General features: G+C 34.7%; 24 protein-coding genes. 8 read left to right on the top strand and 16 right to left on the bottom strand.

Annotated features, from left to right (window positions below):
- Positions 1-6 precede the first annotated feature (6 nt).
- Both gwsS and HOO91_19370 read left to right on the top strand, forming a co-directional pair.
- The gene (gene gwsS / locus HOO91_19365; protein NOU19722.1) at positions 7-1,020 is read left to right on the top strand and encodes a grasp-with-spasm system SPASM domain peptide maturase; all 1,014 of its coding nucleotides are present in this window, start codon (positions 7-9) and stop codon (positions 1,018-1,020) included.
- A gap of 5 nt (positions 1,021-1,025) precedes the next feature.
- The gene (locus HOO91_19370) at positions 1,026-2,591 is read left to right on the top strand and encodes a hypothetical protein (protein ID NOU19723.1); all 1,566 of its coding nucleotides are present in this window, start codon (positions 1,026-1,028) and stop codon (positions 2,589-2,591) included.
- Between the two features lie 143 nt (positions 2,592-2,734).
- Here the strand turns inward: HOO91_19370 and HOO91_19375 are convergent, their stop codons facing one another.
- A complete protein-coding gene (locus HOO91_19375; GenBank protein NOU19724.1) occupies positions 2,735-3,100 on the bottom strand; it encodes a hypothetical protein in 366 nt (121 codons plus the stop codon).
- 34 nt (positions 3,101-3,134) lie between these two features.
- Between HOO91_19375 and HOO91_19380 the strand changes: the two genes are divergently transcribed.
- Positions 3,135-3,317 carry a hypothetical protein gene (locus tag HOO91_19380; GenBank protein ID NOU19725.1) on the top strand — a complete coding sequence of 61 codons (183 nt, stop codon included), beginning with the start codon at positions 3,135-3,137 and terminating at the stop codon, positions 3,315-3,317.
- A 279-nt stretch (positions 3,318-3,596) separates the two neighbouring features.
- Here the strand turns inward: HOO91_19380 and HOO91_19385 are convergent, their stop codons facing one another.
- Both HOO91_19385 and HOO91_19390 read right to left on the bottom strand, forming a co-directional pair.
- The gene (locus HOO91_19385; protein ID NOU19726.1) at positions 3,597-3,893 is read right to left on the bottom strand and encodes a hypothetical protein; all 297 of its coding nucleotides are present in this window, start codon (positions 3,891-3,893) and stop codon (positions 3,597-3,599) included.
- Positions 3,894-3,968: 75 nt separating this feature from the next.
- Positions 3,969-4,691, bottom strand: coding sequence for a hypothetical protein (locus HOO91_19390; GenBank protein NOU19727.1), 723 nt, complete (start codon positions 4,689-4,691; stop codon positions 3,969-3,971).
- Between the two features lie 496 nt (positions 4,692-5,187).
- On the opposite strand from HOO91_19390, the gene HOO91_19395 reads away from it, so the two are divergent.
- From HOO91_19395 to HOO91_19405, 3 genes are all read left to right on the top strand, one after another.
- Complete coding sequence (locus HOO91_19395; GenBank protein NOU19728.1) at positions 5,188-5,895, top strand: 1-acyl-sn-glycerol-3-phosphate acyltransferase; 708 nt, start codon at positions 5,188-5,190, stop codon at positions 5,893-5,895.
- Positions 5,896-6,067: 172 nt separating this feature from the next.
- Positions 6,068-6,751: a hypothetical protein gene (locus HOO91_19400; GenBank protein ID NOU19729.1), complete on the top strand. Its 684-nt coding sequence runs from the start codon at positions 6,068-6,070 to the stop codon at positions 6,749-6,751.
- A gap of 240 nt (positions 6,752-6,991) precedes the next feature.
- Positions 6,992-7,327, top strand: a complete 336-nt coding sequence (locus tag HOO91_19405; GenBank protein NOU19730.1) for a nucleotide pyrophosphohydrolase — start codon at positions 6,992-6,994, stop codon at positions 7,325-7,327.
- Positions 7,328-7,462: 135 nt separating this feature from the next.
- Here the strand turns inward: HOO91_19405 and HOO91_19410 are convergent, their stop codons facing one another.
- From HOO91_19410 to HOO91_19440, 7 genes are all read right to left on the bottom strand, one after another.
- Positions 7,463-8,002 (bottom strand): archaemetzincin family Zn-dependent metalloprotease, encoded by a 540-nt coding sequence (locus tag HOO91_19410; protein ID NOU19731.1) that lies wholly within the window; start codon positions 8,000-8,002, stop codon positions 7,463-7,465.
- Positions 8,003-8,096: 94 nt separating this feature from the next.
- Positions 8,097-9,440 (bottom strand): sigma-54-dependent Fis family transcriptional regulator, encoded by a 1,344-nt coding sequence (locus HOO91_19415; GenBank protein NOU19732.1) that lies wholly within the window; start codon positions 9,438-9,440, stop codon positions 8,097-8,099.
- 10 nt (positions 9,441-9,450) lie between these two features.
- A complete protein-coding gene (locus HOO91_19420) occupies positions 9,451-11,121 on the bottom strand; it encodes a HAMP domain-containing protein (protein NOU19733.1) in 1,671 nt (556 codons plus the stop codon).
- A gap of 219 nt (positions 11,122-11,340) precedes the next feature.
- The gene (locus HOO91_19425; GenBank protein ID NOU19734.1) at positions 11,341-12,060 is read right to left on the bottom strand and encodes a glycine cleavage system protein H; all 720 of its coding nucleotides are present in this window, start codon (positions 12,058-12,060) and stop codon (positions 11,341-11,343) included.
- 48 nt (positions 12,061-12,108) lie between these two features.
- Entirely contained in the window at positions 12,109-13,344 is a 1,236-nt protein-coding gene (gene nrfD, locus HOO91_19430) for a polysulfide reductase NrfD (GenBank protein NOU19735.1), read from the bottom strand.
- Entirely contained in the window at positions 13,331-14,197 is an 867-nt protein-coding gene (locus HOO91_19435; GenBank protein NOU19736.1) for a 4Fe-4S dicluster domain-containing protein, read from the bottom strand. The genes nrfD and HOO91_19435 overlap by 14 nt, the downstream gene beginning before the upstream one ends.
- A 48-nt stretch (positions 14,198-14,245) precedes the next feature.
- A complete protein-coding gene (locus tag HOO91_19440; GenBank protein ID NOU19737.1) occupies positions 14,246-15,934 on the bottom strand; it encodes a hypothetical protein in 1,689 nt (562 codons plus the stop codon).
- A gap of 1,125 nt (positions 15,935-17,059) precedes the next feature.
- Between HOO91_19440 and HOO91_19445 the strand changes: the two genes are divergently transcribed.
- Positions 17,060-17,989: an ABC transporter ATP-binding protein gene (locus HOO91_19445; GenBank protein NOU19738.1), complete on the top strand. Its 930-nt coding sequence runs from the start codon at positions 17,060-17,062 to the stop codon at positions 17,987-17,989.
- A gap of 58 nt (positions 17,990-18,047) precedes the next feature.
- Positions 18,048-19,160 carry an ABC transporter permease gene (locus HOO91_19450; GenBank protein ID NOU19739.1) on the top strand — a complete coding sequence of 371 codons (1,113 nt, stop codon included), beginning with the start codon at positions 18,048-18,050 and terminating at the stop codon, positions 19,158-19,160.
- Positions 19,161-19,169: 9 nt separating this feature from the next.
- Here the strand turns inward: HOO91_19450 and HOO91_19455 are convergent, their stop codons facing one another.
- The 6 genes from HOO91_19455 to HOO91_19480 form a co-directional block, all read right to left on the bottom strand.
- Entirely contained in the window at positions 19,170-19,523 is a 354-nt protein-coding gene (locus HOO91_19455; GenBank protein NOU19740.1) for a hypothetical protein, read from the bottom strand.
- A 25-nt stretch (positions 19,524-19,548) separates the two neighbouring features.
- A complete protein-coding gene (locus tag HOO91_19460; protein ID NOU19741.1) occupies positions 19,549-19,998 on the bottom strand; it encodes a CoA-binding protein in 450 nt (149 codons plus the stop codon).
- A 9-nt stretch (positions 19,999-20,007) separates the two neighbouring features.
- A complete protein-coding gene (locus HOO91_19465) occupies positions 20,008-20,259 on the bottom strand; it encodes a TfoX/Sxy family protein (protein NOU19742.1) in 252 nt (83 codons plus the stop codon).
- Positions 20,260-20,425: 166 nt separating this feature from the next.
- Complete coding sequence (locus HOO91_19470) at positions 20,426-20,839, bottom strand: GNAT family N-acetyltransferase (protein NOU19743.1); 414 nt, start codon at positions 20,837-20,839, stop codon at positions 20,426-20,428.
- A gap of 193 nt (positions 20,840-21,032) precedes the next feature.
- Positions 21,033-21,965, bottom strand: coding sequence for a TIGR01777 family protein (locus HOO91_19475; protein NOU19744.1), 933 nt, complete (start codon positions 21,963-21,965; stop codon positions 21,033-21,035).
- Positions 21,966-21,967: 2 nt separating this feature from the next.
- Entirely contained in the window at positions 21,968-24,457 is a 2,490-nt protein-coding gene (locus HOO91_19480) for a TonB-dependent receptor (GenBank protein NOU19745.1), read from the bottom strand.
- Between the last annotated feature and the right edge of the window lie 557 nt (positions 24,458-25,014).

Below are 25,014 nucleotides of genomic sequence, written 5' to 3' on the forward strand. Positions count from 1 at the left end.
CAGTAAATGGTAATTAGTAATGATTATGTTTTTAAACTCTTTGCTAACTGTAAAGTAGTACAAGGTGCTGCAAGGAGTATCATTTGCGATTTGAATGGGCGTGTGTTTATCATTCCCTCTAAGTTTAACTCTTTTTTAGATTTGCTAAAAGATGAAAATGGTATAGCCTACGAAGCCATTTCAAGTAATGATGGGTTAAAAGAGTTAACTGAGGAGCTAGAGCAAAAGCAGATGGGGAGATTTTTCAAAACGGATAGCGTTGAAAATTTCCCTGACATTAGGGTAAGCTGGAGCTCGCCACACCCTATTACAAATGCAATAATTGATGTGGATGAGAAAAATGATACCGATTGGGAAAAGTTTATTTTACAATTAGATGCTATCGGTTGCCCATTCCTTCAAATAAGGAATTTTGGCGAAATATCATTTCAAAAATTAAACTCAATTTTAGAAATCGTTGACCAAACAGATGTAAACTCTGTACAGCTGATTATTCCATTTAATAATCAAACTAATTTTTGGGTTGAACTCTTAGGATTGATTAACCTATTCCCTAGGGTTGCTGACGTAATTGTTTATAATCATATTAACAAAAAGCCTCAATCTGTTGAAGATAATCGTAGGGTTAGAATTACAAGCGAAATGATTAATAATCAAAATTCTTGTGGAAATATAAAACCGTACTTTTTTACTCTAAAAGTTGATTTTTTTAACGAAGCTCATCTTTTTAATACCTGTTTAAATAGAAAGGTAGCTCTTACGCCCGAAGGTTTTATTAAAAACTGCCCTTCAATGGCTATTAATCATGGTAACATAAAGGATGTTAACCTCGCCGATATAATAAAAAGGGACGAATTTAAATTTTGGTGGTCTGTTAAAAAAGATGATATAGAAGTGTGCAAGGATTGCGAATTCAGGTATATATGCTCAGATTGTCGTGCATTTACGGCTGACATAAACAATCCATACTCAAAACCCAGCAAATGCCCCTACGATCCCTATACTTGTATTGGTTTTTAAAGAATATGAAATACACGTTCCCCAACCATTTGCTCAAAAACAAATTGATTAAACGTCGTTTGACTGGTTTAACAAAAGATGAAATAGAAGATTTCTTTTCTTCTCATGCTTTTCCCGATAGCATAAAAGCAATAAGAGATTTCTTTCTCAGTGTTGGTGTTAAAAGTGTTGGGTATAAACTGCCAAAAGAGAAAGTAAAAGAGATTCCTCTCCCATTTATTGCTCAATTTATTAACCCTATCGAATTTGTATTAGTAGATGATATTACCGATAATGAATTAAAAATTACGACTTCAAAAGACACGAAGAAAGAGTACTCATTAGAAGATTTTCTTTCAAGATGGAGCGGGATTGTACTATCGTTGGATTTAAACACAAAGCTATTGCCATCAACAAGATGGTCAGAAAAAGAAAACATTTCTAGCAAACTGGATAAAATCATTATACTATTTCTCTTTTTACTAATTCCCTACCCGCTTTTTAGGGTGGTTAATGATTTCAACGTCTCATCGCTCATTACTCTAACTTTGGTGGCTATTTGCTTGTACTCTAGCTATACCCTTCTGAGATTAGAAAATGGTAGTAAAAGCAAATTTGAGGAAAAAATTTGCCATGCAAGTAGTAAGTTTGACTGTCAAGAGGTTATTAATAGTAAAATTTCACACCCTTTAAGTTTTATTTCCCTAGCAGGACTGGGGTTCTTCTTTTTTTCTTTCCTCTATTTGTTAATACTAAACTTTCCTTTAGCCGAGAAGAATATATCTATTCCAGCTAGTCTAATTAGCTTCTCTTGCTTGCTTATATCTCCCTTTAGCATATCTCTTATATTATACCAGATATTCAAAATTAGGAGGATTTGCCCATTCTGTACTTTAATTCAAACATCAACTATTATATGCGGTATTCTCTTTATCATTAACCCTTTAAACCTATCTGCTTTTTTCATAAAGGGATATTTATACATAATTACTATTTCCTTGCTATTCGCTCTTTCTCTTACAATAATTCTAATAGTTTACTATTCAAGAGATAGGTTAAATAGGGAAGTGCTTGGTTACCATTCATTAAAGCACTCAAGGGTAGTTGTTGAAACATTACTAGCAAAGAGCCCTAAGCTGATTCCATACGATAGGAGGATTATTCTAAGTTCAAGAATTGGTAGACCCGAAATAATTTTTGCACTAAACCCTAAATGCAAGCACTGCTATCAGGCTTTCCTAGAGTATAAACATTTACTTGAAACAATACCAAATATTGGACTCGGTATTATTTTTATTGTATATAGTGATACCATTAATGAGGTTGGTGGTTTTATAGAGGGAGTAGAAATCTTGTATAATAAAAATGATTCTACTTGGCTAAGTATGATAGATAAATGGTATTCTGACCCAAGATTCAGAAAGCAAAACTCTTATAAGCAATACAATGAAACAAATATGATAAACCATCTAACTTGGAGTTCTGAAAATAGTATACTATCATCACCTTCTATTATTTTAGAGAATCAGCTTTGTCCACAGAAACTTTCAATAATTGACTTATCAGATTATCTTCGTTCAAATTTTTCATAAAATTAATATCTTTTTTACTAATGCTAATTAAAAGTTGTGAAATACCAAACCGTCATCTGCCCAAATAGAATAAACACATTGTTAGCAACTGTACATTATTTTTTTTATTGTATTTTCAATTGGTTCAATGATTTTCTCCTTTTTTAAAATGTACATCCCAATCCGCTCATCTGTAACCCATCCTTAATTTTATAATTACATTGTGGTGCTTCGTTTACTAAATTCGCTTCAAAATATTTAAAAAATACTGAACCATTATCACTCAATTTATTCGAAGCCTCAATAATATGCGTTGAAATTGCAAATACTCCTTTATTTAATTTAGAAAACACAGTAATTACAGACAATAAAGCCTCATAAGCATCTTTAACGTTTGTTCCTCTAAACAGCTCATCAAAGACAACAAAAACATTACTAACTTGATTAATCCGTTCAGCAACATATTTAACTCGCAAAACCTCATTATAAAAATGACTATAGCCTTTATTTATATTATCGGAAAGGTTTATAGTTGTTAATAATCAATTAAACATAGATGTTTCCATGCTTTTAGCAGGAACTGGAAATCCTAAATGCGACAAATATATTGAGATGCTTACAGCCTTTAAAAAAGTAAATTTACCAGCCATATTGGATTCAGTTAAGAAGCAGATATTTCTATTGGCAACAAATCCGAAATCATTGGTAATAGGATTGTCAGTAAACCACTACCAGCTGAGCCAGTAGTGGTTTATTTATATATTGGCAATACTTGTTTCGGCTTAAGCGAGAAGTAACTTTTTAACCTTCCTCAAAAAGATCTGAAAAAGTTATTCACGCATTATGCCACCCTGTTAAAGTATTATTTTTCATGTATTTCATACTACAAACTCTGATGGAAGCGGGCATTGTTATAAAAATTTGAAACATTAGTATATCGTTTAAAAAAATTCAGGAATAGCCCTGTAACTAGGTTACGAACTGTCCGAGTAGGTGCAAATAGCCCTTTTCACCGTACTGAGGGTGCTAAAGTCCGCTTTTCTCCCCATTCTCAATAAATTTTTGGATGTCGCTTACCTTGTAATACCACTGGTTACCCGCTTTACGCCCGACAAGCTCACCGGACTTCCGCTTGTTCCAGAACCACGTGGACTGCTTCGAGAGGATTTCCTTCGCCTGCTTTTCAGGCATATATTCGCCTAGCGGATTCTTTTCGGAGGATGGGTGGAGTATTGCTTCACTTATCCGTTCCACCTTCTTTAGCAGCTCCTCCATCCTCTCGTAAGGGACGATGACCAACCTACTCAGATCTTCTGTTGTCATAGCATTTGTATTTATCTTTTATTTAGATTAGATTCTTTAGTATAGATTTTAAAGAAACATATTTTACAAAAAAATTTACCGCTCAAGAAGATCGGCGATGATGCTATCCACCAAGGCGACCACCTTGCTCGTTTGCTTGAACGAGTAGCCTTTCTGGAGTGCACGGAGGCTGAACCGATCCTTTAGGTCTCCGTAATGCCAGTCAAGGATGGACGCACCCTGCGTGCGCATCGCTTTGGGTAGGCACCGCTCTATCATGGCGTAGCTCTCGAACCGCTCCCGCATCCGTAAAAGCCCCGGACGGTCACCGATCAACTTTAGGGCTGCGTTGTAATGCTCCATCGCCGGGGTTCTAGGAAACTTCTGGAGGAGCAGGCGCATGTACCCGGTACGGGATTTTAGAACCTCCCGGGCAAAATCCCCCCATAGGTAGTCCTCAAAGATTAGGTCTACCACCTCTTTCTTGTACACCTCGCACTTTTTTGCCAGACCCCGTAACTCAACCCTCCCGTTGAGTTGCTGGTATTCCTTGCGGATCACGTCCTCGATCATCCGAGCCTCTCCTGCAAGGGTAGCTCTGTATTTGCCGTACGCCTCCTCCATAGTTGCAAAATCCTCATTGATGATGCTTTTCTGCTGGGTCGTCTTGCGCATGAACGTAATTTTTACGTAGATGGGGTAAAGAGGTGTTAGTGGACAAGGGTTACCCTTCTCATCGAGAATGCTGACAGTGCAGCCTCTACCGCTCAGTGCGGTATTCAGGAAGTGTTTTACAGTTATCTTACCTAACTTTTCCATAGCGTTCTTTTTTAAATGGCTAACCATATTCACCTCACATGGGGTCAATCTGGTTTTGCTCATAACGTTGCAAATATAATAATGTTTCTTTATTATATATTGTGAAACAACATTTTTTATATAAAAAATTTGTCAAAATCCTTGATTTCATATTTCATTGTATTTCAACATGATGAATAATATTGAAGGGTCATGAAACAGGAAAAGAAGCACTTTACCCATTTCGGTTACCTGAGTGAATATATTAAATGTATATAATTGATTTATATAGCAATATTAAAATAGTTCATTCCCCTCCAGCTCCACAAACAACAAAAAAACTCCTCAAATCGAAAGATTTGGGGAGTTTTTTGTTGCTTTTCCATTTCCAATCTATTCTGTGTAAACTGTTGCATTAAAATAGCAACTTATTGAAAGAAAAACAAAACGAATATTGGCAGATTTTTTTTATTTTCACCGAATCAGAATAGGCTTTATATTTACAAATCAAAACCCTATGATAAAAACAATCAGCTGGTTTACATACTTTTGGTGGTATCTACTAAAGCCAAATTTCAAACTAATAAGGCTAAACAGGCAAGGTAAGTATGCTGAAAGGAATGTTCTGGCGAATATTATTGCTCGTGAATGGGCTCAAAGAGCCCTTGCAAATAATGGCTCTTCCATCCATGTAACAGGTATTGAGAATATCCCCAAAACTGGAGGAGTCCTATTTGTTGCTAATCATCAGGGCAATTTTGATATACCCATTATTATTGGTCATGTTCCACGAGATAAGGGTTTTATTGCCAAAGCAGAACTATTAAAATTCCCATTCCTCAATAAGTACATGAAATACATCGACTGTGTATTTATTAACAGGAAAGATGCTCGTCAATCACTAATAGCCATGGATAAAGCAGCCGAAAACCTAAAAGGCGGACATTCACTGGTCATTTTTCCCGAAGGGACTCGCAGCGCAGATGGAACTATAGGTAAGTTTAAACCTGGTAGCCTTAAACTAGCCTTAAAAGCAGGAGTACCAATAGTCCCGATAACTTTAAATGGATCGAGGAATATAATGCCCAAAGGAAGTTCGCTTATCGGTTCGGCATCTGTAAAGGTTGTAATTGCGCCTCCAATTCTATATGAAGAGTATAATGGAATGGACTCCAACGAAATTGCCCAAAAGGTGAGAGGTATTATTGTATCGAATCAATGTTAGTTTCTGTTGACCTTAGGGATGCAATAATTATTAGTGAGTTATTTTTATTTATTCGAAAGAATAATAAATCCATAATTGCATCTTGACCAGCTAAAAAACCTTTTCTACATTTAAACTTTGAATCATAAAGTTTAAGCTGTAAGTCAAATCGTTTAAATAAAACATTATCAATATGAACTTTGATATAATAATCCCAGTCGGTGTATTCATCGTAATTTTAGCTTTTGTTCTACTCGGTCTTTACTTTAATAAAAAAGCAGTTATAAAGCGCAAACTTAAAAAAGCGGTTGGCAAAAAAATCTCTGATATTGTAAGCGGAGAAATTGCCAAAGTTGTTGGAAAAGTAGAATTTGTAGGTGAACCACTTATTGCTCCGCTTTCGGGCAGTCATTGCGCCTACTATTACGTGCTGGTGGAGCAACAAAAATCAACTGGTAAAAGCACTCACTGGGATACTATAATTGAGGAAGAGGTAGGCGGTAAATTTGTAATTAGGGATGGTAGACACTGTGCTCACATCGATAGCAGAAATGTTAAAAGTGTGTTGGTTGAAGATAGGCAGTATTCGTCTGGATATGGGAATGATGCCACTCTGGAATTAGAGAAATATCTAAACGGGCATGGACAAAAAAGCGAGGGAGTCTTCGGTTGGAATAAAAACATTCGTTATAAAGAGGGTGTTCTAGAGGAGGGCGAATTAATTGCCGCTATGGGTAGAGGCGAATGGAAAAACGCCGAACAGGTGCAATTACCCGATACATATGATAGGGTACTTGAAATTAGCTCTACCGATCAGGAACCTGTTTACCTGAGTGATGATCCAGTGACGGTGAAAACTACTTATTCGGAGTTTTAGAATATAAAATGTTGATTTATATGTCGCTCCTACGGAACTTAAAATTTGACATTATTTATTCTCTAACAATATTTCGTTCCTACTGAACTTTTTAAGGTCGATAAAAAATGAAAAGTTTCAATTTTAAACAGTTTCTTATATTTGTATAACCAAACAACTGTTGGCAATTATGTTCTATGCATCTTAACTTTCATTGGTAGAACTCTTCACCCAGCTGATATAAATAAAGAAAACCATACTATGACTTTCAAAGAAATTGAACAAAAGGTAATTGAGTTCAGGAATGATAGAAATTGGGAGCAATTTCATCAAATAAAAGACTTGTTGCTTGGTCTTAATATTGAGGTTTCTGAATTGCAGGAATTGTTTCTTTGGAAATCGAAAGAACAACAAGCTGAAATTAACATTGAAAATATTAGAGACGAAGTTGCTGATATTGCTATCTATCTTATCTACATAAGCAAACATTATGGCATCGACCTTTTAGAGGCAATAAACGATAAGGTAGATAAGAATTCAATAAAATACCCAATTGAAAAAAGTAGAAATTCAAATAAGAAATACAACGAGTTGTAAAATACGGCCTCGTAAAACCTATCATTTCAATTTATATGGACAGACTTAACTGTATTAGCAATGATATAAAAGTAGCCTATAAGAAGTTTATTGCTGCGAGATTCTCCAGAATATCGATTTAGAATATCCAAATATTTAAACTTTTATATTGGCTAATTCACCTCTGCATTTGACGCATAGGTTAGAATTTTTTTGATCTAAATCTTCAACATAGGTACTTGATCTCATAACACATGTTGGAGTATGGCAGTGAATTAGTCCAAATGTATGACCCAGCTCGTGGATAACTTCTTTTATAGTGCGATCAAGAAGAATTTCCTCATCAATACTCATTCCGTAGCGCTCATTGCTTAACCTGTAAAGTGATAAAATACCAGTACGACCGTTAAGAAATGCTTGACCGAAAATATAGGTAAGAATAGGAACAAAAAGATCAACATTAAATAATCCAATAGTTTTAAATGAATCAATCGAATATTTCGCATCAACTTCTTTCAAAAGTTCGTTCCCGTTATATTGTCTCCTGGCAGGATCGTAATAATCGCTTAAATCGATATGCCCCTCTTTTACTCTCACTAGCAACTGAAACTCAGAAGATACATTCTTAACTAATCTGTCAAGAAAGTTTTTCTCGAAATGCCCAAAAGAAATCAATGTGATATTCTGCAGACTCATTCAGAAATTAGTTAAAGGACATCAAGTTTCATTATTTCTAGAGTTGCTGATAAGTTTTGGCTTTAGGGAAATTGATTCAGACAAAAATGTAGCACTATTTATCCAATGGTTTCAGGTCGAATTTCTTGATCTTATTGTAAAGAGTTACCCTATCAACCTTTAATGCCTTTGCTGAACGGGATATATTCCAGTTGTATTTATTTAGAATTTGGGCAATGTGGCTTTTCTCATTATCATCGAGGCTCTCGAAGGGACTTTCGATAAAACTTTTCTCAATTGGAAGATCTTTGAGAAAAATTTTTTTTCCATTCCCAATAACAATTGCCCGCTCAATCATATTCTCCAACTCCCGAATATTGCCAGGGAATTTAAATTCCTCTAACCGTTGCAAAGCTGGTGGATCAATTACAACAGGAGGCTTATTCATTGATGTGCAATATTTTTTGATAAAATAATCGACAAGAAGAGGGATGTCGCCATGTCGCTCGCGAAGCGGTGGAACATGAATATTTACAACATTTAATCTGTAGTATAGATCTTCTCGAAAGCTTCCATCCTCCACTAAACTCTTCAAGTCTTTATTTGTAGCGCAAATCACTCTAAAATCTGACGATATTTCCTTATTCCCTCCCACCCGAACAAAACTCTTTGTTTCCAATACCCGAAGTAGTTCAATCTGCATTTTAGGAGATATCGTTGCAATTTCATCTAGAAAAATTGTCCCACTATCAGCCATCTCGAACCTACCCTTACGGTTATATACAGCACCTGTAAAAGCACCTTTTTCGTGACCGAAAAGTTCACTTTCCAATAAACTTTCAGTCAAAGCACCGCAATGAACGCTAACCAAGGGGAAATATTTTCGAGAAGAATTCGCATGAATAGCTCTAGCAATTAACTCCTTACCTGTACCACTTTCACCAGAAATAATGACGGAGGAGTTTGATTGAGCAACGCTTTCAACTTGCTTAAGAACCTTTTGCATTGCTTCGCTAACACCTATCAGATCTTCCACATTTTCGAGTGTAGCTACTTTTACTTTTAGAACTTCGTTCTCTTCAACTAAAGAAATCTGTTTTGAAGCATTTCGAACTAAATGCGATAGGTCATCGGGGTCAAAAGGTTTTGTTACATAATCAAAAGCACCATCCTTTAGTGCTTGCACCGCAGTATCTACGGTAGCAAATGCAGTCATTACAATGATAATTGAATCTTTTTTTAGCGACTTAATTCTTCGGAGCATTTCTAAGCCATCCATACCCGGCATTTTAATGTCAGCTAGAATAATGTCAAAATTATCAGATTCGAGAATTGACAATGCTATCTTAGCACTCTCGGCACACTCCACACGATAACCATCCTCCTTAAACCAGTTGTATAATGAATCTCTAACCGATTCTTCGTCGTCAACAACTAAAATTGAGATTTTTCTTGTCATATTTCTCCCATTAGGTCTTTATCAAAGGTAGGGATATTGATATAGTTGTTCCTTTCCCAAGTTCCGATTTTACATCTATTTTTCCTTTATGGCTTTGAATAATTCCATGAACAATAGCCAAACCTAAACCCTGCCCTCTTGAATTACGCTTTGTTGAAAAGAAAGGTTCAAAGATATGTGGAATATCTTCAGCAGGTATTCCAATTCCGTTATCAACTATTTCAAGTCTAATCCTATCTTCATCAATGTCTTTGGTTCTTATTAAAACCGCTCCATTCTCCGTAACTGCATCGGAAGCATTAACAAGTATAGCTATACATGCTTGCTTAATCTGGTTTGGGCTACAATATATTAAATCCGATTTAGCCTTAAATTCAGTAGAAAAGTTAATATTAGCAATTTTCATCTGATGGGTCATCAAATCGAAAGTTTCCTGTAATATCTCATGTAGATGCTTTGGTTCATAATCATCCTGATCTTTTCTCGAAAAATCTAATAACCCCTTAACTATATTTCCACATCGCTTGGTTTCTGTTTCAATTAACATCAACTGTTTAAGCATTGACTCCTTTTTTACGGGATCCAAATTCTGATTAGTTAGCTGTTTTTGAACCAGTTTTGTATAAATCAGAATACCAGAAAGAGGGTTATTTATTTCGTGAGCAACAGATAATGATAGTTTTCCGAGCGATGCAATTCTTTCGATATGAATTAACTCGCTTTGAGCGGCACCTAACTCTTCAGTCTTTTTCTGAACCTTATATTCAAGCTGTTGTGACCAATTGTGTAATTCATTGGTTGCTGATTGAAGATTGTCAAGCATTTCATTAAATGCAAGGGAAACCATCCTCATGTCATCAAGTTGATTGGGTTTTATCTCTAACCTTGTATTTTTATCGCCATTCGAAACCGCTTGACTAGCTTTTACAATTGCGTTTAAAGGTTTTTTTATCACTTTGCTTGTAAAGAATATTAAAAAGCCAATAAGCAAAAGGGTCGTTAATGTTGCTAATAGGTAAAATTCTGTTGAAGATTTACTTACAGCAGAATCAAGATCTTTTAAAGGAATTTTAATTACCAATGAGCCAAGAACTTCATCGCTTTGTTTGTGCGCATGACATGAACTTGTATAACACGATTTTTCGTTAAGTATTGGAGATCGTATGAGTAGATGTCTGTGGCTATTATCGTTCTGAGTCATGCTGCACTCACTTTTAACATCTATTATACGATATGCTTTTTCTTTCTTCGGAAACATCGATTCCATGTCGGCATGGCAGCTTATACAATCGGGATTGCTATGGTTATTGGTATCTGATGAGAATGAGGTATAAGCCAAATTGTTTTGGTTATCGTACATGTTAACCTCATCAATCCCAGGCATAGTATTAATAATGTCAAGCGTGCTTTGTAATGCACTTTTATCGTTATCAAGCATCGATTTATAAAGCGATCCTTCAACAAGATACCCGATATTATTTCCACTTTGGCGAATTACCGTTTTCATGTACTCTTCATTGACCGATCTGAAGATTACACCAAACGAAACAAACAGAATAAGCGATAGGATTGTAATAGAGTATACAACCCGACCATATATTGATGATCTGAATTTAACATATTTATTAAGGAATGGATTTCCTATATTGTGTTTACGAATTGTGTTAATAAACAAAGCCATTCTTAAATAATTTATTGTTTAGCAATAACTTTTAAAATTATAAAAACTAAACGAAAGAATCCAATTATTAAGAATATAAACCTTTCAAAATTTAAGGATTACAAAGAATAATCTATGATCACGTCTTCAAAAAATGAGCAAATACTAGTTTACTAAATAATAATCTACATTTTATTATAAAAAAACTGATGTAAAATCTCCCGTTCTTAAGTTAATTCATTAGAATGGTTGATTTAAAAAATCTTTTTGAAAGTCCTGCCATAACTCATTGGGTAGCTCCGAGATCGGATTGTCACATAATTCACCCCCATCTTGTAACATAATTAATGCAGGTTCAGCCGAATATTTTTTCATCGAAACAGTTATAAAATCTTTAAATCGCACCAACTCCCTCGCTGACCAATTCGTTGCCTCTTCAGCAAGGTAGTATGAATTTGTTTCTGCAATCCAATTTGTGGGTTTAATCTTATAAATCCACCCTTTTCCATAAGGATCTTGATTTACCGTCTCAAAGTTTTCATTAAGCATTGAATTAGTATTCAGTATTTCCCCCGAGATTGGTGATAGAATATTTAACTGCTTACCATTTCGGACGATTTCAGTCAGAATGTCCCCTTTGCAAACCTGATCTCCTGATTTTTTCAGATTACTAAATTTAACCTCACCAGTAATATGAAGTAACAGGTCGTCTAATCCTACTTTAGCAACACCCGATACTTCTAGGTGAGCCCATGTATGATTTTTACTATAGAATAGTCCCTGAGGAACTCTTAAAACACTTGCAGTAAGAACTCCTAGTCTTTTTTGAAACTGTTTAGATCTTTTTACTTTTTTATTCAAAATAATCCAGAATGGAATGAGTATAGCAAAGAATGCAATTACGGCTAAATACTCAATCCCTTTCGTTTCAAATATGTTAGAGTAGCTAAATCCGTCCATTTTCGTATAGTTTTGGCAATCACTCTAAATTAGTGAAAGCTGGTTAATTTATTTTTCTTCGTTCACCCATGATGGAGATTCTCGCAAAACAGGCATTCGGTTAACAACCCACCTAAATATCCATAATTCTGTAAATATCACTGTTAATGTAACTACAAATTCCATCCAAGATGGAACATAACGAATGTCTACATCCCATCTGAAACCAATAACAGTAACATTAAGCCTGTTTATAATGATGCCTAATATAGTTATGATTGAAGCTAACTTTATCATAAATATATTTCTTGTACGATAGCTGGAAAAGAATAACAACATTGGTAATAGTACAAATCCTAAAATTTCTAGCAGGTACCAATAACCCATAGAAGTATTAATATACTGCCAATGTTTACCATGAATGAATACTATCACTTTTAAGAAAAAATATGCAAACATTGCAACTGAACAGATTTTTGATAATCCATGAAGAATATCATCGTGTGTACGATGGTTTTTTTCACTGATCTGATTGAAAAAAACTTTTTGGCTAATAGTACCCTCAAAGATAACCATTGATAGACCTGCGAAAATACTAGAAATGAAAAACATAATAGGAATAAACTCCGAATACCAAAGTGGGTGAATTTTATCTTTTGCCATTAGGTAAAGTGCGCCTAAACCTGATTGATGAAGCGTAGATAATGTAATCCCAAAAATAACAGTAGCAATGGTCATACCGGATAAGATCTTCCTTGCCCGTTTTGCTCCAAGCCATTCCGCTATAGTAGGTGAAAATTCTATAAGCTGAGCTATCATGTAAAGAAGAAAATGCCAGGCAACCAAAAACAATACAGAACTGGTTCCAAAATTATTTCCAATAATTGGATTGATCACATTCCATGGACGCCCAAGGTCTAAGAGCAAAGCTCCTGCATAGAATACATAGGCAAGAAAACCATTTAATACCGTTATCCTAATAATTGAATGATACTTATGCATGTTAAGGATATATACCATAAAAGTAAGAACATAAGCACCCCCAGCAAATGCAACTCCTGTAACCACATCAAAGCCGATCCATAAACCCCACGGAACTTCCTGCGTTAGGTTGGTTATAGATCCTATTCCCTTCCAAAAACGAATAATGATTAGAACTAGCCCTAATAGCATGATTGGTAAGGAAATGATATTAAAGGGGGTGAGCAATTTGCCTTTTGGCTTAAACTCACCTACTAAAAATTTCCAGATAGACTTGCCATCATTGTCCTTTGCAATTGGATAAATCATATTACTCATTTTCATCTCCTTCTTTTAACTGGTTATTTCTAGTGGCTTCATAAATACCTAGTAAAATTGGTGGCAATAAAACAAATACTGTAGGTACACTGAAAAGAAATCCTTTTGATAATTCTGGATACGACGATTTTTGAATCGAAGTACTAAACCCTAATTCATTAATAGGATTAGGCGTAAGATATAAAAAGCCCGTACCACCTGCTTCGTGTTCACCATAAATTTCATCAACATATACAGTAGGATTTTCAAGGATTCTCTTGCGTGCTTCTTTGATCAAATCCTTCCGCTTTCCAAATATTATTGCTTCGGCAGGGCAAATTTCAACACAAATAGGAATTCCACCTTTCATAATCCTATCATAGCACATATCACACTTTTGGATTTTTGGATTTGCGCTATAATATTCAAATTTGGGAATATCAAATGGGCATGAAACCATACAATAACGGCAACCCATACATTTACTTCCTCTCCAAATAACTGGCCCCTCTTTCGTTTTGTGCATAGCTTGTGTGAGACATGCAGCGGCACAAGCAGGTTCATTACAATGCATGCATTGTTTTCTTATATATACTTCTCCTTTTGAAGTTTTATAAGAATTAACAACAACTCGACGAGTTTCATCAGTTTTTCTTTGGACTCCTATTTTAGGTTCATCAATAGGCTTGGGTAGCCCATGTGCCTCGGCACAGGCTATTTCACAACTCTGGCAACCTCCGCAACGATAAGAATCATAAAGGATTCCATAGAATTCAATATCACTCTCTTTCATTTGTGGAGCACCAAAACTTTTACCAATGGCTATTGTAGCACCTGCAAACCCAAGCGCTTTCAAAAAACTTCTTCGATCTAAACCCATAACCTGTTTATTTAGTTGTTTAAAAACTAAAAACTCAAGAATCTATGGTTATTTTGAACCCTCAAGAAAGTGAGTTTGAAAATCCTCCCATATTTCAGGTTTTAAATCCTTCAGTATTCCATTTTTAATTTCTCCGCCATCCTGAAGAACGATTTGGTTTTCCTCTGCATAGTTTGCCCTTACTATAATAGATAGAAAATCCTTTAAGTGTAAAAATTCCATTCTTAACCATTCCTTGTAACCCTTAGCTACGATTAAAAATTGAATATCTCTTAACCAGTTTGTTGGTTCTATCATATATATCCAACCCTCAGAGTAAGGCGATGAATTTATTATTGAAGAATTTGTGGAAAGTTTCTTGTTTTGTGCTTTAATTTTTCCAGATATAGGTGCAGTAATGTTTAATTGCTTACCCTCTTGAATAAGGGTTAGGAAGTGTTCTCCTTTTTTTATTGTCTCACCAGGGTTTTTCATTTTTATTCGGGTAATAGGTCCCGTAATATGTTGAAGAAAATCATCAATGCCGATTCCAACAACACCATCTTTTTCCATAAAAGCCCAAGTATGAGATTTGTCAAAATAAAGGCCATCGGGCACTAAAATCGATTTCTCATCAAAAAATGTTAAGGGTATTGAATTAGCATCATTAGCAATATTTTTTTCACGTCTTACCCACTGAATAGTTATATCTACTATAAAAAACAAAGCAATGAGCGCTACTAGTATTAATACAGCAATTGGTATGGCTGAACGACTGTTAGAGGGTTTAACAACAATTTCTTTATTATACAATTTATCAATACTCGCTTGTCTTTGTCCAGAAGTAAGATCTACGAAACCATTTGGGTTTAGAAATTGTTGACCATTTGAGAGAACCCATGCTAGAAAAGCAATTTCATTATTATTTGTAGGCTTAATAGACGATATTGAGTAAATATTTTTACATAAATCTTTTGGATATTTTCCAACCCAAACCCCTCGCAAAAATGTATTCAAATCTTGATATATCTTTTCATTATAATCAATCTTACCATTTCCATTTTTATCAATTGGTAATAATCCAATACCCTGAACAATACTTTGATTATTTACATCAAGAATACTAGTAATCTCACAAAAACCTATTGCATATGGATCATTTTGAATTTCTAAAATCATTTTCGCTCCACTTTCAACATTAATTCCATTAATTTTAGTCCAATCTAATTTTAGAAAATTCGCTATCCCTTTTTTGATAGATTCATTATTGACTATAAAATATTTAATAGGATTTTTTTGCCCGTTTACAAGGAGAGTACCCCAACTCTGCTTATTTTGGTCATCAATAAATTGAGAAAGTTTTTCCTGTGAAATACCTTGTTGGCTTATTTCATCGAAAAAAGGATTTCTCGAATTAATGATTGGTACAATTGCATCCATGCCAACCACCATCTTCCAAACAGATTCATCGTTTATACTTGAATAGTACTCATTTGATATAAAACATAATTTCCCTTCCGAATTCAGAATACTACCAATTTGAGGAGCAGTGAATTTACTCACCTTCATTCTAATTTTATGGTTTTCATTGCTATATTCTTTAACCCAATTAGATGTTAGATTGTATAAATCGGGGGAACTCAAAATACTTATTGAATCTTTGAGGTTTAAATTATTACTCGCAAAAGCATTTTGATTGCTTACATTGCTAAAACATAGCAAGTAGAAAGCAATGAATATTAAAATTTTAGTTTTCATAGTCGTAAATTTTAAATTTGTCATACTTCACAAAAAAATGAAAGAAATTTTCACTTAAAAAAGATATTATCCACAATTATCAGATTTACATATATTTATCAACACTAATATATAGTAGTCAATTTTAATGCCGAAAAAAACAAATCTTATATAATATTGTGCATCAATGCATTATCAATTATATGTTTAAAATATTAACATAGTGAATTGTTTAATTATTAAACACCACATCCAGATTTTATACCTATATCGCTGATATTAAAACACATAATATCTCTGTAAGAATATTAATCAGATGTTGAATATTTCAACATTTTTAAAATTTCCATGCAATGAAATACATGCAATAAGTTCTAAAGCATTAATTTTCTTCTGGTCGGATTGAGAAACGACAGTAGAGTCTTATATCTTCGTCTATTATCGTTTTGAAGTATATTCCTTTCTATTGATTTTGATATGATTCTTTTAAATCAGTAACCATAGGCTTACAATTGCAGTAATAGTTCAAAATCTTTATAGGTAAGTCTAATCAGTTCACGATGAATTCTTGCATTAAAGATAATTCACTCATCCTGAATTAGTTTCTCTGCAACATAAACATCCATTCCGTATAAATTTCCAAAGGGTGGCATTGCACCTAGCTCACAATCGGGGGATAAATAACTGAATTCTTTATCATAGGCAATCTCTACTAACTTAGCGCTTATAGCTCTTTTAGCATATCCAAGTTAATTTTACTCAATGCAGGCAGTACCTCCATTATCATTTTCCCATCGGTTTTAAGGATTATTGTTTTTGCAGTTTCTTTTCCAGAGATATGTGTAGAAGCGGCTATTCATTGAACAGTATAAGCCAACGAATGGCTGATTGTAAAGAGCTCGATTTTATATCTATCCAAATATTCTATATATTTTGCAATGCTGTACATATCCTTTTTCCTTAAAGATTATTATGGAGATAAACCAAAATCAATACTGTAGCAAATAAAAAATTCCAAAATAAATATTAAGCTAATTGTGCTAAAGTGATAATATGATAATTTTTTAAAACTTCATCTCGCATTATCAATAAATCACAATAAACATTATACATTCGTGGTTGTTTTATGCTTGTAAAATTTCAGCAATGGAAATTCCAATTCTTGATGTTAAAGATGTTCGTAAGCACTTTAAAGAGGTAAATGCTGTAGATGGTGTTAGCTTTACAGTTGGTACCGGTGAGTTTATTGCCCTACTGGGACCAAATGGTGCGGGTAAAACCACTACTGTTGAGATGATTGAAGGGATTCAAAAGCCAACAAGTGGAGAAATTAGCATCTTGGGGTTGCAGTGGAACGGAGATGAGAGTAAACTTCGCAGGTTGATTAGCCTATCGCTTCAGGAAACCCGATTTATAGATAAACTGAGGGTAAGGGAAACTGTTCGACTCTTTGCCAGCTTCTATAATCTGCCCGATGCAAGGGTTGATGAGGTGATAGAGATTGTTGATTTGGGAGAGAAGAGAAAGAGCTATGTTCAAAATCTTTCTGGTGGTCAGCGGCAAAAGCTTGCGCTGGCAATCGCTCTGCTCAATAACGCCCCACTCCTACTACTCGATGAGCCCACTACAGGGCTGGATCCAACTGCCCGCCGTGAGATATGGAACATCCTAATGGATCTAAAAAAGAATCAGAAAACTTCTTTAATCCTTACCACGCACTATATGGAGGAGGCCGAATTTCTCTGCGATAGGATTATTATAATGGATAAAGGGAAGATTCTTGCTCAGGGGACACTTGATGAGCTGCTATCGGCTAATAATAGCAAGGAGATCATAGCCTTTTCAACAATTAGCAGTATTCCAGATAATTTTTTATGTGGTGATGGAATAGTTAAGCTCATTTGGGACGATAAGACCAATAGCGGTAAGCTAATTGTTAGGAATATTATTGAGCAACTCCCCCTATTTTTAAGCAAAGTTAAGGATGCTGGTATAAAGTTAACCCAACTCGAATGCCGCAAACTTACACTTGACGATTTGTTTATCTCCATGACAGGAAAACATCTAGGAGAATAGAAACTGTGTTAATATCTATTTAAGTAAGAATCTTTTCTATAAAAAACAACCAGAATATATGCTTAACAAAACTTTTATTCAACTTATACTTGTTCGGATTCGAGAATTTTATCGAGAACCTGAAACTATTTTCTGGTCGTTACTTTTCCCTGTATTAATGGCTTGGGGTTTAGGTATTGCCTTCAATAGCAAGCCAGTTCAAACTAAGACAATTGCCCTTGTTTTTGCCGAAAATCAAAGTAAAGAGAGTTTCGAAATGCTTATTTCAAAAACATCTTTTGAATATAAGAAGGATTCATTAACTAATGATTATTACTACCAAATAAAATATGGGAATGATATTATCGGGTTAACCTATTTCAAAGTAAAGCCTGTTAATATGCAACAAGCCGAACTAATGGTAAAACGTGGAAATGCTTCATTGATTCTTACCACAAACGAGAACAAGCTAGAGTACCATTTCGATAAATATAATACAGATGCTCAACTCTCATACCTACAAATAACATCACTTGTCAACGGCGAAAATCTATCAAATCAGCTGAGTGAAGTTAAGCCCATGACTGAAAAGGGTACACGTTATATTGATTTTCTGATTCCCGGTTTAATTGCGATGAACGTAATGATGTCAACCCTATGGGGAATAAGCTACACGCTAATAGAAACCCGAACCAAAAAATTGCTTCGTAGAATGGTAGCAACCCCAATGCCCAAATGGGAGTACATTATGTCACACATTACGGCAAGAATATTTCTATGTTTTGTTGAAGCTATAATAATATTTTCGTTTGCGTATTACTACTTTGATATTACAATTAAGGGAAGTGTTGCTGCATTTATAGTTCTATTTCTATCTGGGATTGTGGCATTCTCAGGCCTCTCGGTTCTAATTGCATCACGAACAGATAAAACGCAGGTTGGAAATGGGATTATCAACCTGTTAGTAATGCCAATGATGTTGCTCTCTGGGATCTACTTCAGCTATCACAACTTTCCCGTTCAGGTTGTACCCTTTATTCAAGCCCTACCTTTAACAATGCTTGCCGATGGGGTAAAAGCCATTTTCAATGAAGGTGCTGGATTTATTCAAGTATGGAAGTATATTTTAATCCTTAACACTCTCGGCATCATTTCATTTACAATTGGGCTAAAATACTTCAAGTGGTACTAAATTATTGTTTCAAAATGTAAGCACCTTATCACTTGAAATAACCCATTCCGATAGTTCAGCGAGATTGCTACGTACAGCACCCTCAACTAATTTTAATTCAGAAAGTCCTCGAGCATCAATACAAGAGCCACAAAGTTTAACAGGGCAGCCCTTTAAGGTTAAGCCCTTAATTAATCTTTCGATATTATAAAATCCATCAGGGGTTTTCTGATTGGGAATTGCACAGGTTACAGCATCCGCCATAAGGAATATTCTTACGTCGGCATCAGGAGAATCCTTCTTTACCTGATTTGCCAAACGTAATGCATTATATGACTTCTCACCTCCATAAGGAGCATCGTTCAATATGAATAGGAACTTCATTGCAAACAATTTAATTTTCTTAAAATCAATTTTCTTTTGAAAACAAATCTCTTAAGAAACGATGGAATTTGTGAAGCCCCTTAACTGGCTGCAACCATAGAAGGGCGCACTCACCAGAAATCAGGCTAATGTTCTTACCCATCGTTATTGTCTCAGGGTTCTTTAAATTGCATCCTAAATGCATCCATATATTTTTTACACCTTTATTAATAGCATCATTAAGAATATCCTTAGCCTTTTCACCTTTGATGATAATAATTACAGCATCAACGGTATCGGGCAATGAACTAATATTAGGGTAACACTTAGTCCCATTTATTTCTGTTAGTTTGGGATTTACTGCCAAAACATTATAACCCCTTTCGCAAAATGCATCATATACCATTCTGCTATACGTTTTAAGGTTACTCGAAACGCCAATGATGGCAATACATTTAGAATTTAAAAACTGTTCTACTGATTCTTTTTTAGTCATAATATTATTTTATAGAGTTTTAAATAATGTTTTAAGTTCTTCTTTCTTTGCAATACTAAGATTATGCCAACGAATACCCTGAACAGCACCCTCAAGAGCCATAAATTTACAAATACAAGCATCGGTATAAATTGCTTTAATTCGCATAAAAGCATTCACAGCACCCACCTTTTTTAGCTCTTCAGCCGCTTTAATATCAACAGCAATCAACCTCTTCTCAAATTCAGCACCTATATTGGGGAGTTCTCTTAAACTGCTCATACCAATGAATATTTAAGTAGATAAAAATACTTAAAGACTTTTAATATTGATAAAAAAGAGGGGAATAATTATTTAGATGGGTAAGGAGACAAGTAAGGTTTTGAAATTTTATTAGATAAAAGAGATTAACTGGTTATGTTCATTAGTGAAGGATTGCAATGATAGACTATACAAATCCTACAAATTCCATTCCTGGAGCATCCTTGGGACGAGGTTTAAATCCCTGTTTTAAATAGAATCCTTCCTTGCCTTTTGCACAGAAAAGTTGAATATCGGGTATCGAGGCCGATTTACATTTTGAAATAAGTTCTCCTAGAACAATTTTACCTATCCCGCAATTCTGAAATTCTGGGACAACAATTAAATCAACAATTAACGCATGTAGTACACCATCAGAAACAACCCTTCCAAAACCAATTAATTTTGTATCGTTATATATACAAGCCAAAAACCAACTATTTCTGAGGCTTTCATAGAGTAATCCAGGACTCATCTTATAATCAGCATTCCATCCTGTTGATTCAAAAAGTTCATAGTATTCAATTTTCTCTGGAGGATTATAGCTTATTGTAAGTTTCATAATTTTACTCTTCTTAATGATATTTCTAATAAATATAAAGGATCAAACAAACAACCAAATATTATAAATAATTGTATTCCATGATATTGCAAAATTATCTAGGGTTTAATGGTTGATTTATTAGCAAAGAAAGTGCACGAAATTGAACAAAACAAGCGTACGCTTTTAATTATGGATGAGCAAATATTTCACCTCAATTTGGTTTAGGTATCAAATTATTGAGCGTGAAATCAATATCACTATATTTAAACTTAAAACCAGCGGAAAGTAATTTTGATGGTACTATATTTTGATTCGATAGTAATACCTCATTGGCCATCCTGCCAAATAATAAAACTAAAATGAATGTTGGTATTGGCATCCAAATGGGGCGATTAATAATCTTACCTATTTTCTTTACAAAAAGTTTGTAGGAAATAGGTTGAGGTGAAACTAAATTGTATACCCCTTTATTAATAGTATTATCAATTAAAAATTGAATGGCTCTAACGTGATCATCAATGTGTATCCATGACAATAGTTGTTTCCCGTTGCCAAGCCATCCCCCAATAAATAGTTTAATTGGACGTAATATTTCTTTCAAAAAAACTCCGTTGGTTGAGAGCACAATGCCTGTTCGGATAATTATAAGTCGACTTTTACTTTCTGCTTTAGCGGCTGTTTGCTCCCATTGCATTACAACATTAGACAGAAAACCATCACCTGCTAATCCATCTTCATCAATCTTATTGCTGGAATTGTAGGGGTAATAGCCGATTGCCGATGCTTGAATAAATACTTCTGGTGGTTCAGAGCAATCGTTAATGGCATTAACAATCGCATTAGTTGTATCTATGCGACTTTTCAGTATCAACTCCTTTTTCCTCTTAGTCCATCTCATCGCCACCGACTCCCCAACAAGGTTAACAACTGCTTTGGAATTGTTAATTATCGCCGTTAAACTAGAAATATCAGCTCTATTCCAGTATTGAATTTGGACATCATTGTCAAACAACATTTTCGCCTTGGAAAGGTTGCGTGTTAAAACAACGGGAATCAATCCTTCATGAATTAGATTCCTAACAAGCTGCTGCCCTATAAGCCCCGTAGCACCTACTATAACAATTTTTTGTTGATTACTATTCATGATTAGAACTCTACAATTACTCCAATTGTTGGCAATATACTCGTCGAACCCTGATCATCAACTTTTTTTAGTAAATATCTTGAAGAATCCAAAGGATCAACAACAGGGTTCTGGTTTTGATCAACAACAGTAGTTATCAAACTAGCTTCATCTGCTTTGAAGTTGTATAGGTTTTGTATATCAACATAAAAATTCAAAGTCCATTTTTTTAAGTAGTACATCTTATCTATACGAACATCCAGCTGATGAAAAGGTTTTAGTCTTTTACTATTATATTTTGAATAATCCAAGTACCCACCAGGTTGTACATCCCAAGCTGCAATTAAACTCGATTTCGACAAATCGTAAGGTGTGTAAGGTGCACCCCCAATAAAGCGCCATTTAAAACCAATATTCCAATTTCGCCCCATTACTCTAGTGGCAGTTAGAGTGAATAAGTTTCTATTATCCCATGCTGTGGGTATAAAACTATTGGTACTCTTCAGGTTCTTATCCATCCTATTTGATTGACTCCACACAAGAGTATACGCAGCAATAATGTTGAAACCCAGAAGATCTTTACTCCTATACAAAAATTCTACTCCATAAGCCCTCCCCTTCCCAATTGAAAGTACCGCCTCATCACCAAAAGTCCCAAAATCAGCACCCTTGCTAGCTAATGAAATTGAATCCCTGATTGAAAAAGGGTATCCATGGTAAAGTTTAAAGAAACCCTCAAAGGTTATCTTACTTCCTTGATTTGGCGACCAATCAATACCTGCAACATAGTGATTACTTCGAATGTAAGAAAGGTTATTATTCTTATTAACAAGTTCGCCAGCTGAATTACCAAACCCTAATGTGGTATATGGTGGCTGTTGATAGTATATGCCAGTATTAAAGTTGAAATAGTATCCTGACGAAAACTGGTAGGATAACGAGAATCGAGGGCTAAACTGTTTTAAAAGATTATTCATCTGGCTTGAATAATTGTTTGCATCCGCTCTCACACCCAAGGATAAGTCCAATTTCTGATCAAAGTAGGACTTACTAACCTGTCCAAATACATTCCATTTAAAAAGATCAAGATTTGTATTATATGAGATAGGAGACAAAGTGCCAGCGTTAAAAAGTGCTCGATAAGTACTATTGGTATAATGGGCATATTCCAAACCTGTCCCAAAATTTATGTTTAACTCATTCTTTGCTGAAATATCTCTTTCGTAGCGGAATTCATTCTCGGCCTCCTGCGAGGTGTAATCTAATAATTTTGGGTTACTTTCAATATTATCTTGATACTTATACTGTCGATTATTAAGCATGTTCCTGCTCATAACCCAAGTGTCGTAACCATTTTTTCGATAATGTTTATATACTACCCCAAGTGTATAATTCCACTGAGTATATACGGGTACTCCACTAAGAATGTATCGTTGATATTCCGTAGGATTTTTAAGTCCAGTATTCAGTGAAAACTGATCGATAGCCCCTAACCCTATTATTGTTAATTCGTTTTTTGAACTAAGGTTTGAATGTAATTTAAACTGAAAATCATTATAGGTAGGAAGAAATGGCAATCCAAGCGCATTGAATAGGTATTGAAGGTAAGAACGTCTAGCCGAAAAAATAAAATTTGAACCTTTACTCAATGGCCCATCAAGGGTCAAAGCAAGATCTGATGCACCCAATGCACCCTTGACCTTTAATCCATCCATATTCCCTTCAACCTGTTTAAAGTCAAGCACTGAACTCAATGCATTTCCCTTAGATGTAGGGAAAGCTCCCGAATAAAAATTTACCTCACGAATAAAATCTACATTGATAATCCCTACTGGACCACCAGAGGCTCCTTGTGTTGCAAAATGGTTAATATTTGGAATCTCTACACCATCAAGATAGAATCTATTCTCGCCTGTTCCACCACCACGAACAATCACGTCATTTCTATATGCTGGAGTTGAAGCAACACCCGGTAAAGACTGAATAATTTTACTTATATCCCTATTCCCTCCTGGGTTCTTTTCAATTTCATCAATATTTATACGCCTTAGAGAGAGCGGACTCTCCTGACTTCTTCTAAATGGTGAAGCTTTTACAACAACCTCTCCAATCTCTAAGGAAGTTTCCTCAAGAAGTATATCAAGGGTTGCAGGATTGGCATTGGTTATTAAGATTGACTCTGAGATATATGTCTTAAAACCAACCGATGATACCCTTAATTCGATGTATCCAGGTTTTATTCCTGTTATTCTATAATTACCATCAATATCTGATGTTGAGCCTATTATAGTATTCCATAACACTATATTTGCAAAGGGTATAGGCTCATTATTCTTTTTATTAAAAATCTTCCCGTGAATAACCCCATTATTTTGAGCTGATAGATCAACTGTTAATAATAAAAGTGATGCCGCTAATAGAAAATAAATCCTTCCTATTTGAATCAAACCTACTGCTAGCAGATAAAGTGGGCTTGATATAAAAATTTGTTTTAACAACTTAATATACAACATATTATAATTAATATTTAATGAATGTCCGTAATCATTACTATTCAATATCAAACTACCTGTCATTCCTACGAAAGCAGGAATCTATCTCTTTAACTAGATTACGGGTCTTCGCCCGGAATGACAATGGGTTCAGTTTTTCATGTAGTTATATTTGCGAACACTCATATAATAATTTTTAAAACCCTATCTAGTTATTCAGAACATTGTTATTTAACCAACTAGTAGGCATCTTTTGCCCAACTAACGTTAGATAACAGCAAAACTAACAATATGTTTAATTTTTAAATAATTTTATTGAACACTGAAACAAATACCCCAACCTAACAAATGTTATCAAACAAAAAAAGATGCTGGATTCCAGCATCTTTTTATATGTAAAACTTTAAATTATTAGTTCGTAGAAAGATATATTTCCCAGTAACCCGATTCCTCCTGACTTCTGACGCTTTCGAAAATTAGTGCGTATGTATTTTTCAAATAGTTGAAAACTAATAAAATACAATTTAAATTTTTGCATTTTACCGCACTAACGCATATTTTTACCTTATGTATAGGGT

The sequence above is a fragment of the Bacteroidales bacterium genome (assembly GCA_013141385.1).
GTDB lineage: Bacteria > Bacteroidota > Bacteroidia > Bacteroidales > Tenuifilaceae > UBA8529.

Bases quoted from the DNA above. Each gene is read 5' to 3' on its own strand.
- HOO91_19385 (NOU19726.1), bottom strand. From the start codon at position 3,893: ATGACAACAGAAGATCTGAGTAGGTTGGTCATCGTCCCTTACGAGAGG.
- HOO91_19405 (NOU19730.1), top strand. From the start codon at position 6,992: ATGACTTTCAAAGAAATTGAACAAAAGGTAATTGAGTTCAGGAATGAT.
- HOO91_19465 (NOU19742.1), bottom strand. From the start codon at position 20,259: ATGAGCAGTTTAAGAGAACTCCCCAATATAGGTGCTGAATTTGAGAAG.
- HOO91_19460 (NOU19741.1), bottom strand. From the start codon at position 19,998: ATGACTAAAAAAGAATCAGTAGAACAGTTTTTAAATTCTAAATGTATT.
- HOO91_19470 (NOU19743.1), bottom strand. From the start codon at position 20,839: ATGAAACTTACAATAAGCTATAATCCTCCAGAGAAAATTGAATACTAT.
- HOO91_19400 (NOU19729.1), top strand. From the start codon at position 6,068: ATGAACTTTGATATAATAATCCCAGTCGGTGTATTCATCGTAATTTTA.
- HOO91_19445 (NOU19738.1), top strand. From the start codon at position 17,060: ATGGAAATTCCAATTCTTGATGTTAAAGATGTTCGTAAGCACTTTAAA.
- HOO91_19475 (NOU19744.1), bottom strand. From the start codon at position 21,965: ATGAATAGTAATCAACAAAAAATTGTTATAGTAGGTGCTACGGGGCTT.
- HOO91_19440 (NOU19737.1), bottom strand. From the start codon at position 15,934: ATGAAAACTAAAATTTTAATATTCATTGCTTTCTACTTGCTATGTTTT.
- HOO91_19480 (NOU19745.1), bottom strand. From the start codon at position 24,457: ATGTTGTATATTAAGTTGTTAAAACAAATTTTTATATCAAGCCCACTT.
- HOO91_19420 (NOU19733.1), bottom strand. From the start codon at position 11,121: ATGGCTTTGTTTATTAACACAATTCGTAAACACAATATAGGAAATCCA.
- HOO91_19425 (NOU19734.1), bottom strand. From the start codon at position 12,060: ATGGACGGATTTAGCTACTCTAACATATTTGAAACGAAAGGGATTGAG.
- HOO91_19380 (NOU19725.1), top strand. From the start codon at position 3,135: ATGCTTTTAGCAGGAACTGGAAATCCTAAATGCGACAAATATATTGAG.
- HOO91_19390 (NOU19727.1), bottom strand. From the start codon at position 4,691: ATGGAAAAGTTAGGTAAGATAACTGTAAAACACTTCCTGAATACCGCA.
- HOO91_19450 (NOU19739.1), top strand. From the start codon at position 18,048: ATGCTTAACAAAACTTTTATTCAACTTATACTTGTTCGGATTCGAGAA.
- HOO91_19395 (NOU19728.1), top strand. From the start codon at position 5,188: ATGATAAAAACAATCAGCTGGTTTACATACTTTTGGTGGTATCTACTA.
- HOO91_19435 (NOU19736.1), bottom strand. From the start codon at position 14,197: ATGGGTTTAGATCGAAGAAGTTTTTTGAAAGCGCTTGGGTTTGCAGGT.
- HOO91_19370 (NOU19723.1), top strand. From the start codon at position 1,026: ATGAAATACACGTTCCCCAACCATTTGCTCAAAAACAAATTGATTAAA.
- HOO91_19415 (NOU19732.1), bottom strand. From the start codon at position 9,440: ATGACAAGAAAAATCTCAATTTTAGTTGTTGACGACGAAGAATCGGTT.
- nrfD (NOU19735.1), bottom strand. From the start codon at position 13,344: ATGAAAATGAGTAATATGATTTATCCAATTGCAAAGGACAATGATGGC.
- gwsS (NOU19722.1), top strand. From the start codon at position 7: ATGGTAATTAGTAATGATTATGTTTTTAAACTCTTTGCTAACTGTAAA.
- HOO91_19455 (NOU19740.1), bottom strand. From the start codon at position 19,523: ATGAAGTTCCTATTCATATTGAACGATGCTCCTTATGGAGGTGAGAAG.
- HOO91_19410 (NOU19731.1), bottom strand. From the start codon at position 8,002: ATGAGTCTGCAGAATATCACATTGATTTCTTTTGGGCATTTCGAGAAA.